The organism is Arthrobacter sp. B0316-1-20, assembly GCF_059091865.1.
Genome location: NZ_JBNHHC010000001.1, coordinates 259,771 through 284,604, shown reverse-complemented (window position 1 = coordinate 284,604; position 24,834 = coordinate 259,771). Strand labels below are relative to the sequence as shown.

Genomic DNA, 24,834 nt, shown 5'->3' with positions numbered 1-24,834 from the left:
TTTCCCCGGCAGCGGCGCCTCCCGGCTAGCGGAGTTTTCCCGGCTAGTGGTGTGCCGGCATCCGGCCCGGCCGCACGGCGTCGGGAATGACGACGGCGGCGGCCTCGAGCAGCTGCCGGGTCTGCTCCGCGGTGACCTGGCGGCCCACCGGCAGGCCGCCGCGCGCCGGAACCACCGAATGGACCACGGTCTCCTCGTAGACATGGATCATGTTGTAAGCCTGCGCGGCATCGCGGCCGCGGGTGCTGCCCGCGTCGGCGGCCAGATCCTGGGTGTAACAGGTGGCGGAGGCGACGGACACCGGGATCCCGGCCACGGTGCCCGTGGTGGAATAGTGCAGGTGTCCGGCGATGATCGACTTCACGTCACTGCCGCGCAGCACCTCGGCCAGTTCGGCTTGGCCGCGCAGTTCCACCAGCACGGACAGGTCCTGCACGCTCGGCAGCGGCGGGTGGTGCATGGCCAGGATGGTCCCGTGCGGTGCGGGTTTGGCCAACTCGTGGGCCAGCCACTGCAGCTGCTCGTCCTCCAGCCGGCCGTAGTGCGCCCCCGGCACGGTTGAATCCAGGGTCACCACGCGCAGTCCGTTGACGTCGTATACCCGGTCCAGCGGCTCGGAGCCGCCGGGTTCGTCCAGGAGCATGGTCTTCAGCCCGGCACGGTCGTCGTGGTTGCCCATCGCCCAGATCACCTGGGCTCCCAGCCGCACGGCTGCCGGTTCCACGATCCGGCGGAGCCTGCCATAGGCCTCCGGTTCGCCCTTGTCGGCCAGATCGCCGGTAAACACCAGAGCTTCGGGGCGGGATCCGGAGTCTTCCAGATCCTCGAAGATCTGCTCCAGCCTGGCTTCGCTGTCCACCGCCCCGTAGAGCCGGCCGTCGCCGCCCACCAGATGGGTGTCGCTGATGTGAAGTAAGAAATGGTTCGGCCGTGGATGCTCGGCCTGACGGAAGTCCATCATCTACCTTCTGTTGTTCGCCGGACGCCTGCTGTCCAGTCCACTACAGACCATCCAAACAGAAAAAAGCTGAACTGGGGATTAATTCGGGCCGGCAGTTACGTATATTGCGGCTAAGTTTTCTCCACGATCCCGAAATGGGCGGCGAACAGCGGGGCGAGCTCGCCGATCTGGGTGGAGGTCATGACCGCCCCGCGCAGGCCTTCCAGCCCGGCCAGTTCCCGGATGTCCAGGCCACGCAGGTCAACGTGCGCCAGCTTCGCCCCGGTCAGGTCGAGCCTGCGGACCCGGCTGTCTTCAAAGGCCACCCGGCGCCCGGTCGCGCCGCCCAGATCGAGTTCGTCCAGGATGCAGCCGGCAAACGCGACGTCCTGAATTTCCGCTCCGCGCAGGTTCACATACCCAAGCTTGCAGTTGCGGAACTCCACCGATTCCCACTCGGATTCGTAGACTTCGGCCGACCCGAGGCGGGAGCCGTCGATCACCACCCGGCGGAAGCGTGAGCGCGGCGCACTGAAGTCCGGCGCATTCAACCGCTCGAATGTTACGTCCACGAAACCGGCAGAACGCAGGTCCGCCCCGTCTGCGGAAACATCCAGGAATGCGCATTCCGTGAAGGAGGCACCGGCCAGCCGCCGGCCGTCCAGTTCCACACCGGCAAACAACTTGCCGGCCACGCGGGCCTCGGGAATCAACTCCGCTACCTGCCCGGGTAACAGTTCCCCCACGTCCGGGGCGTCGAGGCGCGGCGTGAAGTCGTCGGGTTTAGCCATCTACGGAGCATAGCCACAGTCCCGGACATGGGCCGCCCCGGCCCAAAGGCGGTTGGGCACCAATTTGGGGCGGTTCTCCCTGCTGTGCGCGAACAACCCGTGCGCATCCGCCCCGGGACGGTGTTCCATGGGCAGCATGCATCTACTCGTCCTGGGCGGCACGGCCTGGTTGGGACAGGCAATCGCTGCCGCGGCGCTGCGCCGCGGCCACCGGGTCACCTGCCTGGCCCGTGGAACGTCCGGGTCCGCTCCGGCCGGCGCCCGACTGGTGCGCGCGGACCGGGAAGCTCCGGACTGCCTGGACACCGTCGCGGGCCAGCACTGGGACGCCGTGCTCGATGTCTCCCGGCAGCCCGGCCAGGTCCGCCGTGCCGCGGCGGCGCTGGCCGGCACGGCGGAGCACTTCGTTTTCGTGTCCTCCTGCAGCGTCTACGCCGACCACCACACCCCGGGCGCCGACGAAACTTACCCGTTGCTGCCGCCCCTGGCCTCGGACGTGATGACGGCTCCGGACGTCTACGGCGAGGCGAAGGTCGCCTGCGAGCAGGCGGTGCAACGCGCCTTTGGCCCCGACCGCAGCCTGATCGTCCGCCCGGGCCTCATCGCCGGCCCCGGCGACACCACCGACCGCACCGGCTACTGGCCCCTGCGCTTCGCCCGGCCGGTGGCCGACGACGGCGCCGTCCTGGTCCCCGATGCGCCCGGGTTGGACGCCCAGGTCATCGACGTCCGGGACCTCGCCGACTGGCTCATCGCCGCGGCCGAACAGCGGTTGGCCGGCGAGTTCAACGCGGTGGGCGACGCGTTTCCGTTGACCGAGCATCTGGAGATGGCGCGCCGGGTCGCGGACCACGCCGGTCCGGTCCTGTCCCTTCGCCAGGAGGAACTGGCAGCGGCCGGCATCAACCCTTGGGCCGGCGAGCGGTCCTTGCCGCTCTGGCTTCCGCTGCCCGATTTCGCCGGCTTCTCCTCCCGCAGCAACGCGGCCGCCAAGGCAGCCGGCCTGGCGTTGCGCCCGCTGCGGGACACGTTGGCCGACACGCTGGTGTGGGAGCTGGCGGCCGGCGCCGACCGTCCCCGCAAAGCCGGCCTGGCGCCGGACGACGAGCGCCGGCTGCTGGCCATCGCGCACGCGGGGTCCTGAGGATCCGGCCATGGAGCCCCGCCAGCGGTTCGCTCGTCTCGGCAATGGACTCCGCTTGGCCTATGCCGAGGCCGGCTCCCCCGGCGGCACCCCGGTTCTGCTGGTTCCCGGCTACGGGGACTCCTGGCGGTTTTGGGTCCCGCTCTTGGACCGGTTACCGGCGCCGCTCCGGCTGATAGCGCTCAGCCCCCGCGGCCACGGCGATTCGGACAAGCCCGCGACGGGCTACCGGCTACACGATTTCAGCAACGACCTCGGCGACTTCCTGGACGCCCTGGCCATCCCAGAGTCCGTGATCGCCGGTCACTCCAGCGGCGGCTATGTCGCGCGGCGTTTCGCCGTCGACCAGCCCGAGCGGGTCCGGGCCCTCATGCTCATCGGCTCGCCGCTGAGCCTCTACAAGCGCCGGCCGCCCTTTGCCCCGGCCATCGAGTCGTTCCGCGATCCCATTGACCCCGCCGACGTCCGCACCTTCGTGGAGTCCTTCACTCTGCTGGCTGACCCCGGCGCGGCCGTCCGACAGGCGGTGCTGGCGGACGCGCTCAAGATCCCCGCCCGCGTCTGGCAGCAGACGCTGGCCGGGCTCGCCGAGGCGACACCCCCGCCACCGGAGGCCGTCAGGGCCCCGACCCTGGTGGTGTGGGGCGACGACGACGACCTGCTCGCCCCCGCCGAGCAGAACGTGCTTGCCGATGCCATCCCTTCCGCCCGGCGCAACCACTACCCCCGGGCCGGGCACACGGTCCTCTGGGACGCCCCCAACCGGGTCGCCGGGGACTTGCTGACCCTCGTCACGGGCAGCGGGAAAAATCCTTGAGGCACCCGGGACACAGTTGTAGCGTGGCAGGCAGCAGGCCTACCGCACCGCTGCCCAAGGAGGCACGCCGTGACCATTCCACCGCCGCCGGAGCCGGCACACGATCCGAACGAGCCGGGCCCCAGGCACCCGTTCCCGCCGGAGCCGAATCCGGATCCCTTCGCGCCGCCCACGCCGGAACGGCCCGAGCCCAGTCCGGATCCCAATGCGCCGCCCACGCCCGAACGGCCCGGCCCGCCCCCGGACCCGGGGCCGCAGCCGCTTCCGCCGCAACCACAGCCCGGCCCCTTCCCGGATCCGGGGCCGATCCTGCCGCCGAGAAGGCCCTGACCTTCTGCCGGTTCGCGTTGGCATCGTCCCGCAAGACGGCCGGTGTGCGCATCCGGCCCCCATAGAATGAACGCGTGACCGCTACCCTTCCGCACGCATGAGTTCGCGCCTGCACAGCCTCGTCATCGAGACGCTTGGCAAGCGCATCGTCTCCGGCGAACTGGCGGCCGGCTCCACCGCGCATGCCGAGCAGTTCGAGGCCGAGCTCGGCGTTTCCCGTTCCGTGCTGCGCGAGGCGGTGCGCGTGCTGCAGTCGCTGGGGCTGGTCGAGTCGGTCAAGCGCATCGGCATCCGCGTACTGCCGCCAAACCAGTGGAACAAGTTCGACCCCTCGGTGATCCGCTGGCGCCTGGCCGGAGACGGCAAGGGCGTCCAGCTGCGCTCGCTGACCGAGCTGCGCTCCGCCGTCGAACCGGCCGCCGCCGAGCTGGCCGCGCAGCATTCGCCGCAGGACACAGCGGCGGAGCTCATGGCCGTCGCGGCAAAAATGCGGGCGGTGGGACGGGCCGGCGACCTGCAGCAGTTCCTGGAGCTGGACATCCACTACCACACGCTGGTGCTGGCGGCCTCCGGCAACGAAATGTTTGCGCAGATGCACTCGATGATCGCCGAAGTGCTGCGCGGCCGCACCGATTACGGGCTGATGCCCGCGCACCCGCACGAAGAAGCACTGCAATTGCACGTCGACGTCGCGGACGCCATCCAGTCCGGCCGCCCGGAAGCGGCCCGGGCGGCCATGGACCAGATTATGCGGCGGACCGTGGAGGAAGTGCGCAGCGTCTGGGAGTCCGAGCCCCGGCTGTTCGAAGCCCCCGGAACCTAGACCTGCCTTTCCCGGATCTACTATTCAGCAGGCGCCCTTCCCGTGTGCGAGAAGGCCGGCTGCTGAATAGTAGATTCCGGGCGCGGACCGACCGCCCGGCGGCTACCCCGCGTCGCTGAACCGCAGCAGCACCTTCCCGCTCTGCGACGAGTCCCGCGCCATGTCGAACGCCTCCAGGGCGTCGGCCGCGGCGTATTCGTGCGTCGTCACCGGGTCCGCGTAGAGGGAGCCGTCGGCCAGCGCCGCAATCACGTCATCGATCTCGTCGTTGAAGCGGAAGGAACCCACCAGTTCCAACTCCCGGGTGATGGCCAGCGAGATCAGCGCCGGCTGCTCGCCCGAGGGCAGCAGTCCGACCATCACCACGCGGCCGCCGCGGGCCGCACCGCGCACGGCCGACGCCAGACCGTGATGGTTGCCGGACGACTCCAGGCAGATGTCTGCCTCGACCCCGGCGATCGCCTCGGCATCGGTCGCCAGCAGCGTGCGGCCGGCACCCACTTCCCGGGCGATGTCCAGCGGCTTCTCGTGCATGTCGACGGCGACGATCTCGCCCGCGCCGGCCCGCTTCAGCACCGCGATGATCAGGGCGCCGATCGGGCCGCAGCCGATGACCAGCACCCGCTTGCCGGCCACGTCTCCGGCCCGCGCGACGGCATGCCAGGCCACGCTGGCCGGCTCCACCAGGGCGGCCCGCCGCAACGGCAGCTTGGCGGGCAGTTCCCGCAGCATCCGCGTCGGCAGGTTCACGTAGCGGGCGAACGCGCCTTCGGTGTGCGGGAAACGTGCGGCGCTGCCCAGGTACGTGCAGCCCGGCGAGAGGTTCGGGCGGTCCTCCGGGTACCTGGATCCGTCGCCCGGCCCGGGCGTCGCCGGATGCACGGCGACGGCGGTGCCGGCGGCCGGTCCGCTGCCATCGGCCGCCGCCGCGGTCACGGTACCCACCACTTCGTGGCCCAGCAGCATCGGCTCCTTCAGGATGGATTCGCCGGCGGCGCCGTGCTGCCAGTAGTGCAGGTCGGACCCGCAGATGCCGCCGTAGGCAATCTCGACCACGGCTTCGTCGGGCCCGGCCGGCGCCAGCGCGACCGGTTCGACGCGCAGATCACCGGCCGCGTGGGCCACGACGCCGAGGGACTGGGTTGGGAGGGAAGTCATGGAAACTGCCTTTCGCTGGTTCTGCAAAACTACGACGGCGGCGCACCGCCTTGGGTGCCCGCGCCCGCCGGCCGGGAACTCAGGCCCGGGCACGGACTTCGCTGAGGCCTTGGCGCGAACGCGCCGGCGGGGTCAGACGACGGTGGTCATGCCGCCGTCGATAAACACCACCTGGCCGTTCACGAAGTTGGAGGCGTCGGAGGCCAGCCAGATGGCAGGTCCCACGATGTCCTCCACCGTGCCCCAGCGGTGCGCCGGGGTGCGGCCCAGGATCCAGGTGTTGAAGGCCTCGTCGTCCACCAGGTTCTGCGTCATCTCGGTGTGGATGTAGCCCGGCGCGATGGCGTTGATCTGCAGCCCCAGGCTGGCCCACTCGGCGGTCATCGCCCGGGTCAGGTTGCGGATGCCGCCCTTGGACGCCGTGTAGGGGGCGATGGTCGGACGGGCCAGGTCGGTCTGGACTGACGCGATGTTGATGATCTTCCCGGCGCCGCGTTCGATCATGTGCCGCGCGGCCTCGCGCCCGACCAGGAACGCGCTCGTCAGGTTGGTCCGCAACACGCGCTCCCAGTCGTCGACGTCCAGGTCCAGCATCGGCACCCGGTGCTGGACGCCGGCGTTGTTGACCAGCACCCACAGGGGGCCCACTTCGCGCTCGACCCAGGCCACGCCGTCGGCCGCCGCCTGGGCGTCGGTGACGTCGAAGGCCCGGGCGTGGATCCGGTCTGCGCCGAACTCCGCGGCCAGCTCCGCTCGGGTGCCTTCCAGCCGTTCCTCATCCAGCCCGTTGAGCACCACGACGGCGCCGGCGGCGGCGAGCCCGCGGGCGATCGCCTTGCCGATCCCGCGGCTGGAACCGGTCACCAGCGCCACCCGCGAGGAAATGTCGAACATGTTCACAGTCATTACTCTCCAAATGCGGACGGGACGGCCGCAGCCGCCCCGTCCATGTTGCCCAAGGTTGTACTAGAAAGAGGTGGCGATCAGGTAGATGGCCAGTGCCAGGACAAAGCCGACGATGCCCACCAGCGCCTGGCCCACGGTCCACGTCTTCAGCGTGGTCTTGGTGTCCATCTGGAAGAACCGGCTGACCAGCCAGAAGCCCGAGTCGTTCACGTGGCCGGCGAACACCGAGCCGGCGGCCAGCGCCAGCACGATGGCGGCCAGTTCCACCGGGTTGAAGTCCGGGTTGCCCATGACGACCGGCTGGACCAGCGCGGCCGCGGTGGTCAGCGCGACCGTCGCGGAGCCCTGAGCCACGCGGACGACGGCGGCGATCACGAAGCCGGCGACGATGATCGGCAGCCCGATCGCGTCCAGCGAGCTGGCGATGGCGTTGCCGATGCCGCTCGAGCGCAGCACGCCGCCGAACATTCCACCGGCGCCGGTGATCAGGATGATCGAGCAGACCGGGCCCAGGGCACTGTCCACCACGGTTTCGACGAGGCTGTGCTTCTTGCCCTGGCGGTGGCCCAGCAGCCACATGGCCAGGAGCACGGTGATCAGCAGGGCGATGGGGGTTTCACCGAGCGTCCGCAGGACCTGCACCCAGGTGTCCTCCAGCGAGACAACCTCGGCGGTGGCGAGCATGTTCAGGCCGGTGTTGAGGAAGATCAGCAGCAGCGGCAGCAGCAGCAGGAAGAAGATGGTGCCCAGCTTCGGGGCGGAGCGGAATTCGTTCTCCACCGAGCCCTTCGGGGCATCGAGGATGTCCGGCACGGCGATGTTGAACCGGCGGCCCAGGAAGTGGCCGAACAGGTAGCCCACCAGGTACCAGGTCGGGATGGCAATGACGAGGCCGAGGATCAGGACCAGCCCGACGTCGGCGCCCAGCAGGCCGGTGGCGGCCACGGGACCGGGGTGCGGCGGCACGAAGATGTGCATGACGGAGAAGGCGGTGGCTGCGGGGAACGCATAAGTGAGCAGCGATCCCCCGAGGCGTCGTGCCACGGTGAAGATGATCGGCAGCATGACCACGAGGCCCGCGTCGAAGAAGATCGGGAACCCGAACAGCAGCGACGCCACGGACAGCGCCAGCGGCGCGCGCTTCTCGCCGAACTTGTTGATCAACGCCTGCGTCATGACGTCCGCACCGCCGGAGACCTCCAGCATGCGGCCGAGCATGGCGCCCAGGCCGACCAACAGGGCCACGCTGGCCAAGGTTCCGCCGAAGCCACCCAACAGCGTCGGCATAATGTCTGCGGCCGGAATGCCGGTGGCCACCGCGGTGAGCACGCTGACAATAATCAGCGACAGGAAAGCGTGCACGCGGAACCGCATGATCAGCACCAGCAGCAGCGCGATGGCTGCTACGGCGACCAGCAGGAGGCCCGCCGTGCCCAACGTCCAGTTGAGCTCGAGTTCGGTCATCATTGTCCTTCGTTGTATCGGACGGTCGCCCGACGGGTTATCGGGTCAACCGTTTCAGTTATTTGGCTCAGTTGTTTCCCGCCCGCCGGCGCTAGCTTCCCGCCGGGTGGGCCGGGTCCTGCAGGTAGTGCTCCACCAGCACCGCAATCCGCTCGGGGGAATCGGTGACGGAGACCTCAAGGCCCGCCTCGTCGTCGCCGAGCGGTTCCAGCGTCTGGAACTGCGAATCCAGCAGTGTCGGGGGCATGTATTCGTGGTCGCGCCCGCTGATCCGCTCGGCAATCAGTTCCTGGCTGCCGGTGAGGTGAATGAACCGGGTCTGCGGCGCGAAGGAGCGGATGAGGTCGCGGTAGCTGCGCTTCAGCGCCGAGCATGCGACGACGGCGGTGGTTCCCTCGGCCAGTTTCTCTGCCATGACCTTGCCGATGGCGCTCAGCCAGGGGTGGCGGTCGGCGTCCGTCAACGGCTGGCCGGAGGCCATCTTTTCCTTGTTCGCCGCGCTGTGCAGGTCATCGCCGTCGATGAACTCAAGGCCGAGGTGCCGGGCGACCGCGCTGCCCACCGTGGATTTTCCGCATCCTTGGACGCCCATGACCACCAGCGGGGGATATTGCAGGGACATGGGCAGAACTCCTCAGACGCATCATTACATCTGATTTGGTGACCAATCTCTCGTCAATAAATCAGATTTATCCGGATCAAAGTACCACCGGCGGAGAGGCTCCGGCAAAACCGGCTCGCTCCGTCGACGGCGTCGATAACGAATCGGCCCTCGCTTGGCCCCGGCCCATACCCCCGGCGGGCATCCCGAGGCTACATTTGTCTTATACGGTGTCCGGCGCGGCTCCGGCTGCGGCGCCGCGGAGCCCGAGGAGGTCGGAATGTCTCTATCGGATGACGAACGGCAGCGCCTGGACAGGCTGGGGCAGCAACTGCAGAACGACGACCCGCGCCTGGCCCGCTCCCTGTCGGCCCGCGGCGTGCTGGTCTTCGGCCACGTTGTCGGGGCGGCAACCCTGCTGGCCCTGGCCGGCGCGCTCCTGCTGTTCATCGGCATAGCGGGGAATGCGCTGGTTCTGGCCATGCTGGGCCTCATCTGCCTGGCCGCGGGCGCCATCCGCGGCTGCGCCGATTTCGTGTCCCGCCACCGGCGCGGGTGAGAGCGGCCGCACTTGCCGATTTCGTGTCCCGACACCGGCGCGGCTGATAACGGCCGCAGCAGACACCTCGGCCGGGAACAATGCGAACCACGTCACTTTCGTTACCTCGCCATGTCACAGGGACGGTGCCCTAACACACCCCTTGATGTACTTTTGCTCAAGCGCGTTCATCGGGAACCGTGCACCCGCACGAGAAGAATGCCGCGGACGAGTTCGATTCAAAGGTGAAAGAGGTCTCCTGTGACACAGGATCAAATGGAAGCGGTCGCAGTCGCAGCGCAGCAGCAGCAGCCGGTCCGCAAATCGGCAGGGCACATTATTGTCGATTCATTGATGGCGCACGGCGTCGAACGCACGTACGTGGTTCCCGGCGAGAGCTACCTGGAAGTGTTGGACGGGCTCCACACTTCCAGCATCGACACCATCGTCTGCCGCCATGAGGGCGGCGCGGCCTACATGGCCGAGACAGACGGAAAGATGAACCAGCGGCCCGGCATCGCCATGGTCACCCGCGGGCCCGGCGCGGCCAACGCACACGTGGGCCTCCACACCGCCTGGCAGGACTCCACGCCCATGGTGCTGTTCGTGGGCCTGATCCCCTTCGAGCACCGTGACCGCGAAGCCTTCCAGGAATTCGACATCAAATCCTGGTTCGACACCGGCGCCAAACGGGTCATGGTGCTGGACCACCCCGAGCGGGCCTCGGAAATCGTCGCCGAGGCCATGTTTGCCGCCATGAGCGGGCGGCCGGGACCCGTCGTCGTCGGTCTTCCCGAAGACGTCATCCGCGAAGAAGTAGACGCGCCGCTGCACCCGGTCATCCCGGTGGCGCAGGGCGGCATGACGGTCACGGATTGGAAGGCGCTCAAGACCGCGCTGAAGGACGCCGAGAAGCCGCTGTTCGTCGTCGGCGGCAATGACTGGACCCAGGAAGGGTCCAGCGCACTCACGACCTGGCTCGAAGAGCACAACATCGCGGCTGCCGTCGAATGGCGCTGCGAGGGCACCATCCCCTTCGACTCCCCCTCCTACGTGGGCCCGATTGGCTACGGCCGGCCGAAGCCCACCTACGACCTGCTTGAGGAAACCGACCTGCTGGTCTTCGTCGGCACTGTCCCGGGCGATGTCATCACCGACGGCTTCCTGGTCCGGCAGGACTGGTCGAAGAAAAACTTCCTGGTCACCATCGACCCGTCGCTGCGGGGCCGCTCCGGCCCCGTCTCCTACCAGATCGTGGCCAAGCCTGATGTCTTTGTCCGCGACCTGGTCATGATGGACCTGCCGGTGAAGGAAGAGTGGAAAGACTTCACCCAGCGCATGCGCGGCCAGCAGGTCAAGTTCGCCGCCCTGCCGCCGGCCGAGCCCGGCGAGGGGCCCGCCCGGATGGACACCTTGATGGCCAATCTGGTCACGGGCTTGCCGCGCGACGCCATGGTCACCCTCGGAGCCGGCGAGCACACCAACTGGGCGCACCGCTACTTCCCCACGCACGACTACGGCTCCATGCTGTCGGCCCGCAACGGTTCCATGGGTTACTCCGTCCCCTCCGCCATCGCCGCCTCGCTGGCCCACCCGGGACGGCGCGTGGTGACCATCGCCGGCGACGGCGAGTTCCTGATGAACGGGCAGGAACTGGCGACCGCCGCCCAGTACGGTGCCACCCCGCTGGTCATCGTCATGGACAACCAGGAATACGGCACCATCCGCACCCACCAGGAACGCTGGTACCCCGAGCGCATCTCCGGCACCCAGCTGAAGAATCCCGACTTCGCCCTGATGGCCCAGGCCTTCGGCGGCTTCGGCGTGAAGGTCGAGAAGGACGCGGACGTTCCCGCCGCCCTCGAAGCTGCCCTCAAGGCCATCGACGAGGACAAGACCTTCGCCCTGATCCACTTGGTGGTCGAACAGCGGGTCAAGGCCTACTGACACCCGTCAGCCGGCCGCAGGCGGGTGGCCGGGGCGTAATGCCCCGGCCACCGGCGTTTACCGTGAAAAATGTTTCTCCCGAAAAATCACGAAAGCGTAACCTTCCACCCTCTTCCTTCGATTAGTCAGGTGTAAGGGCGCGCCGCAGTAGCAGTACCGCGGCCGTGCCGAGCAACCTTTTGAGGAGATCCATGTCGAACCGTTTCCGCACCCTGAGCCTGCCCGCCAAGGGAGCCGCCCTGGCCGCCGTCATCGCCGTGGGAGGCGCCGGAGCCGCCGTGGCAGCACCCGCTCTGACCGCCGCCGGCAATTCGGAGACCGCGGTCACCACCCCGGCAGTCCCGGCCACCCCGGCCGTCCCCGCCAGCGAGGGTGAGAACGCAGTCCCGGCCATCCCGGCCTCCCCCGCCGTGCCGGAAGTCCGGTCCGCAGCCGCAGCCGATGCCGAGGCCGAGGCCGAGGCCGACGTCACCGCCGGCGCAGACGGAGCAGAGGCTGACGCGGCGCTGGGTGCAGGGGCCGAGGCCGGCACCGAGGAGAACGCCGCCGAGCTGCATTCGGGTGCCGCCGTGGCTCCGGCAGTCCCGGCCGTCCCGGGTGCCGACGGCGTGCCTGCCACTCCGGCCGTCCCTGCCGTTCCGGAGCTGCCGGTGACCGCCAACGCCAAGGCCGAGGCCGCGATCGACGCCCGCACGGAAGCCGCGGAAACCCGCGCCGAACTGCGTGGTGCCGCTTCGGTCGCGGTAGAAGCTGGACAGTAATTCCCGTGGTACCGGGTGCGGCGCCTACACTGGGGGCGCCGCACCCGTCGCCCGCTGTCTGAAAGAACGTCGACTTGCCCCCATCACTTCCCGACGACATCGTGTTCGCGGCGCAGTCCGGAGATGCAGCTGCATTCGGCGAGATCTACGCCGCGCTGGCACCCGGGCTCAATGGATACCTGAAGGTGCGCGGTGTGGAAGACCACGAAGGCGCCGTACAGGAAGTATTCCTCGCCCTCTTCTCCCGGATCCGGTCGGTGAACGGCGGGTTCCAGGGGCTGCGGACGCTGGCGTTCTCCATTGCCCATGCCCGCTACGTAGACGATGTCCGGCGCCGGGCCCGGCAGCCAGTGCTGTCGCCCTACGACCCGGATGCCGACGCCCGAGCGGTGGAGTCCGCCGAAACAACCGTCCTGGAGACGCTCGCCGAGAGCGCTGTGGGACGCCAGCTCAAGGAGCTGAAGCCGGAGCAGCAGGAAGTGCTGATGCTGCGCGTGGTCGCCGACCTGTCGATCGAACAGGTTGCCGAAATCATGGGCCGGAGCGCCGGCTCCATCAAACAATTGCAGCGGCGCGCCCTGCTTAAACTCAAATCCGTTCTGGAAAGGAAGGAGGCCCTGGTATGAACAGCGCTGAAATGTCCGACGACGACGCCGTCCGCCGGCTGCTGGACGAAGCCGGGCTGGCTCCTTCTGCCCCGCTGGAGTCCACCTTGCTGGCCCTCCGCGCCGCCGGGGAAGCCCCCATCCCGGCCCCATCGCCCGAAGTGCTGGCTTACCTGACGCCGGCTGCCGGCGCGGCGGCCGCGGGCGCGCAGGTCGTGCCGCTGCGCCGACGCCGCACGGTGCGCGGCGCCCTTATCCTCACGGCCGCGGTGGCCGCCACCGGGCTGGGAGTGTCCGGCGTGGCGGCGGCCAACCCCGACTTCCGGGCAGCCGCGGACCAGGCCGTCCGGCACGTCGTGGGCTTCCTCGCCCCGTCCGGCACCGGCCAGGAAACTCCCCAGGACCACTCCGTGCCCGGAGCCCCCGCCCGCGCCCCGGCCGTAACGGGCGAGGCCCCGGTTGAGGAAGGCGGCTCCGGCTCGGCCGACACCGGCACCGATTCCCCGGCCGCTCCCGCTGCCCCGGCACATCCTGCTGCCCCCGCGCCCCAGCCCGGGCACCAGGCGGAGCGGACCCCTGGTACCGATGATGCTGCCGGGCAGGATGCCAAACGTCTGCCGGGCACGCCGTCCCGGGACGTGCTCCCCGCGGTGCCGCCGCTGGAGGGCGGACTGCCGGATCCGTCCCTGGGCCAGCGCGACGGCAATCCCGGCAAGGACGCCCCGCGGAAAAAGCAGGACGCGCCCGTACCCGCTACCGGCCACCTTCCGACGCTGCAGCCCCTCCCGTCACCGGAGCGCTGAAAGCCGCCTTCCGACGCTCCGGCCACGCCGTTGCGTGACCGCTGCCCAACCGCCGCCGCTCCCCCGAGGTCGGCCGGAGCGCTGACCGACCGACGTCGGGGGAGCGGCGGCGATGCCCGCGCCCGAAGGCAATCCTCCGCCGCGGGCTCTTTCGGCAGGCGGGCGATAGTGGCAGAGTTGCGCAAGGGAACACCGTTCTGTCGGGTCGGGCAGGAGGATTCATGACCGCATCGCCGCTGGTACTTGGCCCGATGCTGCGCTATGTGGACCAGACGTCGGCCAGCATCTGGGTGGAGACCCGCGAAGCCGCCACCGTCGCCGTCGTAGTTCAGGGGCGCAGCTGGCAGGCAGGCACGTTCTCCGTGCGCGGCCACCATTACGCGCTGGTCGAGGCCGAGGGGCTGGAGCCAGGAAGCGTCACACCCTATCGGGTGGAGGTTGACGGGATGCCAGCCTGGCCGGAACCGGACTCGCCGTACCCTGCACCCGTGATCCGCACTCTCACGCCCGGACGCCCGCTCCGGCTGGCCTTTGGATCCTGCCGCACCAGCGTCGAGCATGACGCGGCCGGCAACAGGCAGCACGGCGTGGACGCGCTCCGGGCGTACGCGCTGCACCGTGCCGACGGCGCGGCCCGGCACGGGGACAAGGCCGGCACCGCGGACAGGACCGGGACCGGGGACGCGACGGGCGGGGCACTCGACGGGACCGGGACGGACCCCGGCTGGCCGGACCTGCTGCTCTTCCTCGGCGACCAGGTCTACGCGGACTCGACGTCCGGGGCGATGCAGGAGTTCATCCGCGCCCGCCGCGATATCAAGGAACCGCCCGGCGAAGAGCTGAAGGACTACGCGGAATACGCCCACCTGTACATGCTCGCGTGGTCGGACGGCGCCAACCGATGGCTGCTGTCCACGCTGCCCAGTGCGATGATCTTCGACGACCACGACATCCGCGACGACTGGAACGCCTCGCTGAGCTGGCGGCGGCAGATGGCCAAGAAGCCCTGGTGGCATGGCCGCATTGTCGCCGGCCTCGCGTCCTACTGGGTCTACCAGCATCTGGGCAACCTGTCCCGGGAGCAGCGTGCCGAGGACGAACTGTGGCAGCAGGTGGTGAACCATCCGGGCGACGGCGAACCGGACCTCAGCGACGCGCTGGAAGCTTTCGCGGAACGGGCGGACCGGCAGCCGGACACTTACCGCTGGAGCTTCACCCGCGACATCGGCGGTTCACGGCTGGTCGTGCTCGACTCGCGCGCTGCCCGTGACTTGCAGCCGGACCGGCGGACGCTGCTGGACGAGGAAGAAATGGCCTGGCTGGACAGCCAGCTCCAGGGCGGCTTCAAGCACCTGCTGATCGGGACCTCGCTGCCGTTCCTGCTCCCCAAGGGCCTGCACCACATCGAGTCCTGGAACGAGGCCCTCAGCGAAGGGGCGTGGGGCAAGCTGCCGGCGGCCGCCGGTGAACTGCTGCGGCAAGCCGTGGACCTGGAGCACTGGGCAGCCTTCCAGCGCACCTTCCACGAGGTGGCGGCCATGGTGCAGGAGGTGGCCGACGGCGGGCGCGGACCGGCGCCGGAGACCGTCACCTTCCTCTCGGGCGACGTGCACTTCTCCTATGTGACGGAGGTGGTGCGAGATTCGGGCAGCCGGATCGTCCAGGCCGTCTGCTCGCCCGTCCGCAACCCGCTGCCCCGCTTCCTGCGCTATTTCACCGCCGCCATGTCCTATGGCATCGCCGCTCCGGTGGGCGCGCTCGTAGCCCGTGGCGCGAAGGTTCCCGATCCGCCGTTCACGTGGAAGAGCCACATGCGGCCATGGTTCGACAACAACCTGGCCAGCCTGGAGGACTCCCCCGACGGCCTGAAGATCTGGTGGGAGAAGGGCGTGGTGCATGACGGCGACGATCTGCACCCGGGCCTTGAAGAGGTCGCCTCCCTGACCATCGCGCCGCAGGGCATTCGGATTTCGCGATAGCCCGATGGCGCGGTAGTCCGATGGCGCGATAGTCCGATGGCGCGATGAGGGCGTAGGCCAGCCCGGGCGGCTGTCCGGGGCGCGTCGTCCGCCCACTTACGCTGGTGATATGGAATCGCCGATCGACAGCTACTTGCGCACCCTGCACGCCGAGATCTCCGAACTCCGCGACGGGACGCCGTATCTGGTTGGTCCTGCCTCGGCGGTAGTCGATCCGGACGACTTCGGGATCTGCCTGGCTACGGTGGACGGCTACGTCTACGAGGTAGGCACCACCCGCAAGGAATTCACGCTGCAGTCAATCTCCAAGCCGTTCAGCTACGCGCTCGCGCTGGCCGAGCTTGGTTTCGACGCGGTGGACGAGAAGGTGGACGTGGAGCCCTCCGGGGACCCGTTCAACGAGATCTCCCTCGCCGCCGGCACCGGGCGGCCGGCCAACGCGATGATCAACGCGGGCGCGCTGGCGGTCACCGGGATGATCAAGGGCTCCGGCGGCAGGTCCGCGATCAAGCGGATCCTGAACACGTATTCCGGATTCGCCGGCCGGAAACTGAAGAGCAGCCCGCGGGTGTTCGAAGCCGAGCTGCGCAACAGCGACCGCAACCACGCACTGGCCTACCTGCTGAGCTCATTTGGCATCATCGAGGACAACCCCACCACCGCGTTGGAGAACTACCTGCGGCAGTGCTCGGTGCAGGTAACCTGCCGGGACCTGTCCATCATGGCCGCGACCCTGGCCAACGGCGGCACCAACCCCGTCACCGGCAACCACGTCATGGACATCGGGCCGGTGGAACGGGTGCTGTCGGTCATGATGACCTCGGGCATGTACGACGACGCCGGAGACTGGGTCACCAACGTGGGGATGCCGGCGAAGTCCGGGGTGGGAGGGGGCACCCTGGCGGTGCTTCCCGGCCAGGTCGGGCTCGCGGTGTTCTCCCCGCCGCTGGACGACCACGGCGGGTCGGTCCGCGGGATCGCCGTGAGCCGGCGGCTGTCCGAGGACATGGAGATGCATTTCGTCCGCTCCGCGCGTGCCGGGCGTTCCGCGATCCGCGCCAGCTACGACATCACCGTCGTTCCTTCCGGCATCCGCCGCACGGACGAGTCGGCCGAGGTGCTGCGGGAGAACGGCCATCGCGCGCAACTGATCGAGCTCAACGGCGACCTGCTGTTTGCCGGTACGGAATCGATGGTCCGGGAAATCAGCTCGCTCCCCGACGACGTAGAGCTGGTGGTCCTGGACCTGCGCCGCGTCGACGAAGTGGGCGGCGTGGCCCTGCGCATGTTCGCCCGCCTGGAGGAGATTCTGGCCGCGGACAACCGTGAACTGCTGCTGATCGATCCGGAGGACAGGCTCGCCGACGTCTTCATCGACACCGGGCGGCACGTGCCGGTCTTCGACACCCGCACCGGGGCCGTCGAGTTCTCCGAGAACCGCCTCATTGCCCGCTACGGAGATCCGCTGGGCGTGCCCACGTCGGTGCCGGTGGAGCAGTCGCTGGCCCTGGGCACCCTGCACGCGGACGAAATTGTCGCCCTGGTGGAACGCATGGAGCCCGCGAAGTACGAGGACGGCGAGATCGTCCGGCGGGTCGGCCAACGGTTTGGCGGGGTGTACTTCATTGTCTCCGGCCGGATCAGCACCATCGCCGCCGACTCCGAGGGACGGCGGGTCAAGCTGAGCACGCTCAGCGCCGGCATGACGTTCGGCGAACTGGCTCTGGGCAGCGAAGACCGGCAGGAGACCACCGAGAAGGCGGACGGCCCGGTGGAACTCATGGTGCTCTCCGCGGAGGCGATCGAGGAACTGGAGGAGCAGGACCCGAAACTGGCGATGCGCCTGTGGAAGGCGCTCACCCGCGACGCTTACACACGCGTGGACCAGTTCCTGCGCGAAACCGCCGTCCGGATCCGCGACTGACCGTCCGCGGCGGCCCGCTGCCGGCGGCCCAATGGGCATCCACCAGCGGGGATCAACTATAGTTACGGGCAGTCGTACCACCTGCCACATCGGCAACAGAAACCACACTAGCCTCGGTCTCTCCGTGTCTTGTTCCCGGCAGAGGTTACAGAAAGGAACGTGTGAACTTTTTCGAGTTTCTCGCGAAACGGGCCGACGACATGCTGGAAATGGGCATCGAGCATGCCATCCTCGTGGGCGTTGCGGTCATGCTCGCCACCGTGATCGGGGTCGGCCTGGGCATCGCGACTTATCGGCACGAACGGCCGCGCGAAACAGTCCTCGCGGTCACCGGTGCTTTCCTGACCGTCCCCTCCTTCGCGTTGTTCATCCTCCTCATCGGCCCCCTGGGCCTGGGCGCGCTGCCCGTCGTCGTCGCCCTCACCATGTATGGCCTGCTGCCCATCGTCCGCAACACCATCACCGGCCTGCGCGAAGTGGATCCTGCCATCGTGGAATCGGCCAAGGGCATGGGCATGAGCCGAACCCAGCGGCTGCTGAGGATCGAACTGCCGCTGGCGTGGCCGGTGATCATCACCGGCATCCGCGTCACCACCCTGGTCCTGCTGGGCATCGCTGCCATCGGCGCGATCGTACTGGGCCCCGGCTACGGAGAGCTGATCTTCACCGGCCTCGCCCGGGTGGGCACGCCGGTGGCTGTCAACATGGTCCTGGCCGGAACCCTCGGCGTGATTGTCCTCGCCATCCTGTTCGATCTGCTCTTCCACACCGTCCGCAAGCTGACTACCTCCAAAGGAATCCGATGACCGCTTCCGACCATCAGACCCCCCAGCCCAGGCCGGTCAAGATCCGCTTACAGAACCTGTCCAAGAGGTTTCCCGGACAGAAGGACAACGCGGTCGACGACCTGACCCTGGACATCCACGAGGGCGAGATCGTGGTGCTGGTCGGCCCGTCGGGATGCGGCAAGACCACCACCATGAAGATGATCAATCGGATCATCGAGCCCACCTCCGGCCGGATCATCCTGGACGGAGAGGACGTCACCACCACCGACCCGGACCAGCTCCGCCGCCGCATTGGCTACGTCATTCAGCAGGTCGGCCTGTTCCCGCACATGACCATCGGCGAAAACGTGGCCACCGTGCCCAAGCTGTTGGGCTGGGACGCCAAACGGATTTCCGCTCGGGTGGACGAATTGCTGGACATGGTCAACATGCCGCCGTCGACGTACCGCAACCGCTACCCCAAGGAGCTCTCCGGCGGGCAGCGGCAACGGGTAGGGGTGGCACGCGCTCTGGGCGCAGACCCGGAAGTGATGCTGATGGACGAACCGTTCGGGGCGATAGACCCGATCACCCGGGACCGGCTGCAGAACGAATTCCTGCGCCTGCAGTCGGAGGTGCGCAAGACCATCGTGTTCGTCACCCATGACATCGATGAAGCAATCAAGATGGGCGACCGGATCGCCATCCTGCAGGACCGCTCCCGGATTGCCCAGTACGACACCCCGGAGCAGATCCTGACCGCCCCTGCCAATGATTTCGTCTCCGACTTCATCGGCAACGGCGCCTCCCTGAAGCGGCTGAACCTCAGCCGCGTGGCCGACATCGAGCTGACCCAGTGGCCGACCGTCCGGCTGGACACCCCGGCCGAGGACGCGCTGGAGCAGTTGCGGCGCAGCGACCGCTCCGCGCTCCTGGTGCTCGACCACGCCGGGCGGCCCCGCCGCTGGGTGGGTGCGGACGACCTGCATCGGGCAGGCACACGCGCGCTGGACGAGGTGGGGCTGCCGCCGGAAGCCATGGTGGAACCCCGCGCAACCCTGTCCGATGCCCTCAACGAGCTCATCACCGCCCGGTACAGCGTGACCATCGTGGTGGACTCGCACGGTGTCTACCAGGGCGTGGTGGATATCGAACAGATCAACGAGGCCATCCGCGCCATGCGGGACACGGCGGTCACTCGAGCCCGGGCCGGTCTGGGCGAGGTGGCCGAAGCCGTACAGGCGGGTGGCTGACGTGGCCGCTGCCGCACCACAGCACACGGTGCACGACCAAGACGTTGCCGCCCAGCCGCCGGCCAGGACGCGGCGCAGGACCCTGACCGGTTACCTGCTGGTGCCGGCCATCCTGGCGCTGGCCTGCCTGGCGCTGTACCTGTATGTCGGCTCGCAGGAACTGGACAGCATCGAGGCGCGTGCCCTGGCCCCGGCCAACCTGGCCGCCGCCCTGGGCCGGCACCTGCAGCTGACCGCGGTATCCACGCTGCTGACGTTGGTCATCGCGGTGCCGTTGGGCATCCTGTTCACGCGGCCGGCCATGCGCCGGGTCCGCCCCTACCTGATTACCCTGCTGACCCTGGGACAGGCGGTTCCGACCATCGCCGTGTTGGTCCTGCTGGCCGTGGCTTTCCTGTTCCTGGGTTTCCAGGCCGCCATCGTGGGCTTGGTGCTTTACGCCATCATCCCGGTGCTGCTCAACACCATGGTGGGCCTGGAGCAGGTCGACGAATCCGTGCTGGAAGCCGGGCGGGGCATGGGCATCTCCAAGTTCGGCGTCCTGCGCCGGCTCGAACTGCCCCTCGCGGTGCCGATCATGCTGGCCGGCGTTCGTACCGCGCTGGTCATCAACGTGGGTACGGCCACCCTGGTGACCTACATCAACGCGGGCGGACTCGGCGACATCATCGTGGCCGGGCTGTCAACCAACCGCGTGCTGGTCCAGATTGTCGGCGCCGCGCTCACGGCGGTGCTGGCACTGCTGATCGACTACCTGGCGAGCATCGCCGAAGACTTCCTGCGCCCGAAAGGGCTCTAGGCCATCCCCTGCATGACGAAAGAGGAATGATGAAAGCGAATATTTCACGGAAGACGGCGTTCGCCGCGTTTGGCGCCGGAGTGGCCCTGCTGCTGACGGCCTGCGGCGGCGGCGAGGCCGCCGAGGCGACGGGCGACGGCGAGCTCGCGGGCGCGCACTTCACGGCGGGCTCCAAGGAATTCACCGAATCGATCCTGCTGGCCCAGATCGCGGCGGTCGCGCTCGAGGATGCCGGTGCCACCGTCGAGGACAAGACGGGCATCTCCGGCAGCGCTACCGTGCGCGAGGCCTTGCAGTCGAGCCAGGTGGACTTCTACTGGGATTACACCGGAACCGGCTGGGTCAATGTCCTCGGCCACACCACCGAGGACGTGCCGGAAGACCTCTACGCAGCCGTCGCGAAGGAAGACGCGGAGAACGGCGTCGCCTGGCTGGAACCGGCGCCGTTCGAGAACACCTACCGGATCGCCGCCAAGAAGGAGTTCGCGGAGGCCGAAGGCATCACCAACATGACCGAAGCCGCCGCGTTCATCCAGAAGAACCCGGACCAGGGTGCCGTCTGCGCCGCCAGCGAGTTCATCAACCGCGACGACGGGCTCCCGGGCTTGGAGAAGGCGTACGGTTTTGAATTCAGCAAGGTAGTGGAGCTGGACCTGAACCTCATCTACACACAGGTCGGCGGATCCTGCCAGTTCGGCGAAGTCTTCTCCACCGATGCGCGGGTTATCTCCAACGAACTGACCGTGTTGGAGGACGACAAGGAATTCTTCGTCCCGTACCAGGGCTCCATGACCCTGCGCCAGGAAACCCTGGACGAGTACCCGGCCATTGCGGAGATCATGGCACCGATCAGCGCCGCACTGACCAATGAAGTTATCACCGGGCTCAATGGCCGGGTGGATAACGACGGCGAGGATCCCCGCGACGTCGCCGAGGAGTGGCTGCAGGAGCAGGGCCTGGTGGGCTAGCCACCGGACCTTGCCTCCGCGCAACGGCCAGCGGCCGCCGGTCACCACGACCGGCGGCCGCTTGCCGCATCAGGCCTTACCGAATCCGCCGCAGTCCCGGGCTCCCCGAAACGGCCCGCGTATCAGGCCTCCGCGAAACGTCCCACCGTCTTCTGCGCATCGATCCCGGGCAGGGCGGCGGCGAAGATGCGGTAGTAAGCGAGTTCCTCGCGGGTCCGCACCGGCGGATCCAACACACCTGCCTCCTGCTCGAGCTCGGCTTCGCTGACCGAGGCTTCGAAGTGTTCGCGGAGCACGTCGTTCATGCCGGTGCCCTCGCCGAACTGCTCCTTCGGCCGCCAGAGCACCTCGTGCGGAACCATCCCGTCGAAGGCCTTGCGCAACAGCCATTTGGCGGGCCGCTCCGGTCCCGTCAACTTCCACGCCGGCGGCAACGCCAAGGCCAGTTCCACCATGTCCAGGTCCAGGAAGGGCAACCGCGGCTCGATCCCGTGCGCACCGGCCACCCGGTCCACCCGCTGCAGTCCCCCGATGGGCATGCCTTCGATGGTCTCCAGCAGGTCTTCGTGCAGCGCCTCGCCGGAGTCATGGCGGCCGTAATGCGAGTAGCCGGCGAACAGCTCGTCGGCCCCCTCGCCCACCAGCACAATCTTCACGTGTTCGGCGGCCAGCCGGGACACCAGGAAGTTCGGCACCGCACTGTGCACCAGCGTCGGGTCAAAGGATTCAAGTTCCGCGATCACCTGCGGTACCAGCGCGATCGCATCCTCGGCGGTGTAGACCAGCTCGTGGTGCTCGGTCCCCGCGGCGGCCGCCATCACCCGGGCGGCGAGCAGGTCCGCGCTTCCCTCCAGCCCGACGGCGAACGTCTTCAAAACCTTCCCGCGCTCGGCGGCCTTGCGGGCCGCCACGGCCGTGACGATGCTGGAGTCCACCCCGCCGGACAACAGGACGCCCACCGGCACGTCGGCCTCCAGGTTGCGCTCCACCGCCCGGACCAGGGTGTCGCGCAGGGCATCGAAGACCCACTGCGGGGGATCCTCGTCCGGCCGCCGGCTCTTGAGCAGCACCGGGGCGCCGGCCGGGAAAACGGGCCCTGCCATCAGGCCGTCCTCCGGTGTCCAGGCGTGGCCGGGCGGAAACGGCTCCACGAAAGGCCGCCACTCGTCGTCGAACGCCTTCATTTCGGAGGCAAACAGCACGGTTTCTTCGCGCCGCGCCCAGTACAACGGGGACAATCCGAGCAGGTCCCTGGCGGCGACGAAACGCCCGTCTTCGCCGGCGATCACCAAGGCGAACGGACCCCAGAGCTTGTCGAAGGCGGCGACGCCTAGCTCCTCGTACAGCCGCAGCGCGGCCTCCAGATCGGACCGGGTCCGGAAACCCTCCTGCCCGAGCCGGTCGCGGATCCGGCGGTAGTTGTAGATCTCGCCGTCGCCCACCAGCCACGCGTCGCCGTCCCGGCCGGCCAGGGGTTGCTGCCCGTTCTCCGGATCGACGATGGACAGCTGCCGGCTGCCGAGCCAGGACCTGCCCACCCGGCGCGACCCCGATCCGTCCGGTCCACGGTGTGCCAACCGGTCCAGCATCCGTTCGCCCGCTGTCGCATCGAACTCCCCGTGGGCAGCCACTATCCCTGACATCTGCATCCCGCCTTCGCGCTTGTTCAACAAATCCGGCGCCGCATGCGGCCGGGCTCTGTCCGCCCCAGGCGCTGCGACGCGACTTCTCCAGCATAGCCAGCCGGCGCCCGCGCCTATCGGCCGGTCGCGGGCCAGGCCGAAAGGCTCCACCGTTCGCCGCCGTGGAGCCGGCACGGTCCGGACCACCCGCCGCCGCTCTCTAGACTGGTAGGCATGACTGCAACGCTGGTGGCCAAGGACCTTTCGGGCGGCCACGGCCACCGCACCCTGTTCTCCAACCTGAACCTGACCGTCGCGCCGGGCGACGTCGTCGGGGTGGTCGGCGCCAACGGTGCCGGCAAGACCACGCTGCTGCGGATCCTGGCAGGCGCGGACGCACCGCTGGCGGGGTCCGTGAGCACGGCGCCCTCGGACGCCTTTGTCGGCTGGCTGCCGCAGGAACACGAGCGGATTCCCGGCGAGACCATCGCCGCCTACCTTGACCGCCGCACCGGTGCGGCGGCCGCCACCGCCGCCATGGAAGCCGCGGCCGAGGCGCTGGGCTCCGGCTCCAAGCAGGCCGGCGACGCCTACGCCGCCGCCCTGGACCATTGGATGGCCAGCGGGGCCGCGGACCTGGAGGACAGGATCCCGCCCATGCTGGCCGAGCTCGGCCTGAACGTCGGCCCTGACGCCCCGATGACCGGGCTTTCCGGCGGCCAGGCCGCACGCGCCGCCTTGGCGGCCCTGCTGCTGAGCCGGTTCGACGTGGTCCTGCTTGATGAGCCCACCAACGATCTGGACCTGGCCGGGCTGGCCCGGCTGGAGTCGTTCGTCCAGGGCCTGCGCGGCGGCGCGGTGCTCGTCTCCCACGACCGCGAGTTCTTGGCCCGCTGCGTGACCACCGTGGTGGAGCTGGACCTGGCCCAGAACAAGGTGGCAGTGTACGACGGCGGCTACGACGCCTTCCTGGAGGAGCGGGCCGTCGCGCGCCGCCACGCCCGCGACGCCTACGACGAGTTCGCGGAGAAGAAGGCGGACCTCGTGTCCCGGGCGCGGACCCAGCGCGAGTGGAGCTCCCAGGGCGTCCGGAACGCCATGAAGAAGAATCCGGACAACGACAAGATCCGCCGCAAGGCCAGCACGGAGTCCTCCGAAAAGCAGGCGCAGAAGGTGCGGCAGATGGAGTCCCGCATCGCCCGCCTGGACGAGGTGGAGGAGCCCCGCAAGGAGTGGCAGCTGCAGTTCAGCATCGGCGCCGCCCCGCGCTCCAGCTCGGTGGTCGCCACCTTGAACCAGGCCACCGTCCGCCGCGACGCCTTCACGCTCGGCCCGGTCTCGCTCCAGGTCAACGCCGGCGAGCGCATCGGCATCACCGGCCCCAACGGCGCGGGCAAATCCACCCTGCTGCGCCTCCTGCTGGGACACCAGCAGCCCGACGACGGCGCCGCCGGGCTGGGTGCCAGCGTCGCCATCGGCGAGATCGACCAGGCGCGCGGCCAGCTCGCGGAGGACCGGCCGCTCGGTACCGCCTTCGAAGCACTGGTCCCGGACTACAGCCAGGCCGAGGTCCGCACGCTGCTGGCAAAGTTCGGCCTCAAGGCCGACCAGGTATCCAGCGCCGTCGGCGCCCTCTCCCCCGGCGAGCGCACCCGGGCCGCCCTCGCCCTGCTGCAGGCCCGCGGCGTGAACCTGCTGGTCCTCGACGAACCCACCAACCACTTGGACCTGCCCGCCATCGAACAGCTGGAGCAGGCGCTGGACAGCTACGACGGCACGCTGCTGCTGGTCTCGCATGACCGCCGGCTGCTGGAAAACGTCCGGCTGGACACCCGCTGGGACGTCGACGCCGGCCAGGTCACCGTCCGCTGAGTCCCTCGGACCTCCGGTTCAG

22 protein-coding genes are annotated in these 24,834 nt (G+C 68.8%); 15 read left to right on the top strand and 7 right to left on the bottom strand.

Translation table 11 applies throughout. The annotated features are described in order from the left end of the window. Positions 1-43: 43 nt before the first annotated feature. Entirely contained in the window at positions 44-958 is a 915-nt protein-coding gene (locus AC5RW2_RS01305; protein WP_494073682.1) for a phosphodiesterase, read from the bottom strand. 113 nt (positions 959-1,071) lie between these two features. Further along, positions 1,072-1,731, bottom strand: a complete 660-nt coding sequence (locus AC5RW2_RS01300; RefSeq protein ID WP_494073510.1) for a pentapeptide repeat-containing protein — start codon at positions 1,729-1,731, stop codon at positions 1,072-1,074. Between the two features lie 136 nt (positions 1,732-1,867). On the opposite strand from AC5RW2_RS01300, the gene AC5RW2_RS01295 reads away from it, so the two are divergent. The 3 genes from AC5RW2_RS01295 to AC5RW2_RS01285 all read left to right on the top strand — a co-directional run bounded on the left by AC5RW2_RS01295 (position 1,868) and on the right by AC5RW2_RS01285 (position 4,845). Beyond that, positions 1,868-2,875: an NAD-dependent epimerase/dehydratase family protein gene (locus AC5RW2_RS01295; RefSeq protein ID WP_494073509.1), complete on the top strand. Its 1,008-nt coding sequence runs from the start codon at positions 1,868-1,870 to the stop codon at positions 2,873-2,875. Positions 2,876-2,885: 10 nt separating this feature from the next. Then, positions 2,886-3,692, top strand: a complete 807-nt coding sequence (locus AC5RW2_RS01290) for an alpha/beta fold hydrolase (RefSeq protein ID WP_494073508.1) — start codon at positions 2,886-2,888, stop codon at positions 3,690-3,692. A 427-nt stretch (positions 3,693-4,119) separates the two neighbouring features. Continuing rightward, positions 4,120-4,845: a FadR/GntR family transcriptional regulator gene (locus tag AC5RW2_RS01285; protein WP_494073507.1), complete on the top strand. Its 726-nt coding sequence runs from the start codon at positions 4,120-4,122 to the stop codon at positions 4,843-4,845. Between the two features lie 102 nt (positions 4,846-4,947). On the opposite strand, the gene AC5RW2_RS01280 is transcribed toward AC5RW2_RS01285, so the two are convergent. The 4 genes from AC5RW2_RS01280 to AC5RW2_RS01265 form a co-directional block, all read right to left on the bottom strand. Then, positions 4,948-6,003 carry an L-idonate 5-dehydrogenase gene (locus AC5RW2_RS01280; protein WP_494073506.1) on the bottom strand — a complete coding sequence of 352 codons (1,056 nt, stop codon included), beginning with the start codon at positions 6,001-6,003 and terminating at the stop codon, positions 4,948-4,950. 132 nt (positions 6,004-6,135) lie between these two features. Continuing rightward, positions 6,136-6,909: an SDR family oxidoreductase gene (locus AC5RW2_RS01275; RefSeq protein WP_494023556.1), complete on the bottom strand. Its 774-nt coding sequence runs from the start codon at positions 6,907-6,909 to the stop codon at positions 6,136-6,138. A 60-nt stretch (positions 6,910-6,969) separates the two neighbouring features. After that, a complete protein-coding gene (locus AC5RW2_RS01270) occupies positions 6,970-8,376 on the bottom strand; it encodes a GntP family permease (RefSeq protein ID WP_494073505.1) in 1,407 nt (468 codons plus the stop codon). Positions 8,377-8,464: 88 nt separating this feature from the next. Beyond that, positions 8,465-8,995, bottom strand: coding sequence for a gluconokinase (locus AC5RW2_RS01265; RefSeq protein WP_494023554.1), 531 nt, complete (start codon positions 8,993-8,995; stop codon positions 8,465-8,467). 259 nt (positions 8,996-9,254) lie between these two features. On the opposite strand from AC5RW2_RS01265, the gene AC5RW2_RS01260 reads away from it, so the two are divergent. The 11 genes from AC5RW2_RS01260 to AC5RW2_RS01210 all read left to right on the top strand — a co-directional run bounded on the left by AC5RW2_RS01260 (position 9,255) and on the right by AC5RW2_RS01210 (position 21,318). Then, on the top strand, positions 9,255-9,533 hold the full coding sequence (locus AC5RW2_RS01260; RefSeq protein WP_494001589.1) for a DUF3040 domain-containing protein: 279 nt from the start codon (positions 9,255-9,257) through the stop codon (positions 9,531-9,533). 255 nt (positions 9,534-9,788) lie between these two features. Continuing rightward, a complete protein-coding gene (locus AC5RW2_RS01255) occupies positions 9,789-11,459 on the top strand; it encodes a thiamine pyrophosphate-dependent enzyme (RefSeq protein ID WP_494073681.1) in 1,671 nt (556 codons plus the stop codon). Positions 11,460-11,650: 191 nt separating this feature from the next. Further along, a complete protein-coding gene (locus tag AC5RW2_RS01250) occupies positions 11,651-12,220 on the top strand; it encodes a hypothetical protein (RefSeq protein WP_494073504.1) in 570 nt (189 codons plus the stop codon). 74 nt (positions 12,221-12,294) lie between these two features. Continuing rightward, a complete protein-coding gene (locus AC5RW2_RS01245; RefSeq protein WP_494073503.1) occupies positions 12,295-12,846 on the top strand; it encodes an RNA polymerase sigma factor in 552 nt (183 codons plus the stop codon). Further along, positions 12,843-13,628, top strand: a complete 786-nt coding sequence (locus AC5RW2_RS01240; RefSeq protein WP_494073502.1) for a hypothetical protein — start codon at positions 12,843-12,845, stop codon at positions 13,626-13,628. The genes AC5RW2_RS01245 and AC5RW2_RS01240 overlap by 4 nt, the downstream gene beginning before the upstream one ends. A 221-nt stretch (positions 13,629-13,849) precedes the next feature. After that, positions 13,850-15,607: an alkaline phosphatase D family protein gene (locus AC5RW2_RS01235; protein ID WP_494073501.1), complete on the top strand. Its 1,758-nt coding sequence runs from the start codon at positions 13,850-13,852 to the stop codon at positions 15,605-15,607. A 109-nt stretch (positions 15,608-15,716) separates the two neighbouring features. Continuing rightward, a complete protein-coding gene (gene glsA, locus AC5RW2_RS01230) occupies positions 15,717-17,531 on the top strand; it encodes a glutaminase A (protein ID WP_494014492.1) in 1,815 nt (604 codons plus the stop codon). Between the two features lie 161 nt (positions 17,532-17,692). Beyond that, the gene (locus tag AC5RW2_RS01225; RefSeq protein WP_494014493.1) at positions 17,693-18,337 is read left to right on the top strand and encodes an ABC transporter permease; all 645 of its coding nucleotides are present in this window, start codon (positions 17,693-17,695) and stop codon (positions 18,335-18,337) included. Continuing rightward, positions 18,334-19,551 (top strand): ABC transporter ATP-binding protein, encoded by a 1,218-nt coding sequence (locus AC5RW2_RS01220; RefSeq protein WP_494001596.1) that lies wholly within the window; start codon positions 18,334-18,336, stop codon positions 19,549-19,551. The genes AC5RW2_RS01225 and AC5RW2_RS01220 overlap by 4 nt, the downstream gene beginning before the upstream one ends. A gap of 1 nt (position 19,552) precedes the next feature. After that, positions 19,553-20,350, top strand: a complete 798-nt coding sequence (locus AC5RW2_RS01215) for an ABC transporter permease (protein ID WP_494073500.1) — start codon at positions 19,553-19,555, stop codon at positions 20,348-20,350. Between the two features lie 29 nt (positions 20,351-20,379). Continuing rightward, a complete protein-coding gene (locus AC5RW2_RS01210) occupies positions 20,380-21,318 on the top strand; it encodes a glycine betaine ABC transporter substrate-binding protein (protein ID WP_494073499.1) in 939 nt (312 codons plus the stop codon). Positions 21,319-21,440: 122 nt separating this feature from the next. Here the strand turns inward: AC5RW2_RS01210 and asnB are convergent, their stop codons facing one another. Further along, entirely contained in the window at positions 21,441-22,961 is a 1,521-nt protein-coding gene (gene asnB, locus AC5RW2_RS01205) for an asparagine synthase (glutamine-hydrolyzing) (protein ID WP_494073498.1), read from the bottom strand. Between the two features lie 213 nt (positions 22,962-23,174). Here asnB and abc-f point away from each other — a divergent pair, with 213 nt between their 5' ends. Then, entirely contained in the window at positions 23,175-24,812 is a 1,638-nt protein-coding gene (gene abc-f / locus AC5RW2_RS01200) for a ribosomal protection-like ABC-F family protein (protein ID WP_494073497.1), read from the top strand. Positions 24,813-24,834: the final 22 nt, after the last annotated feature.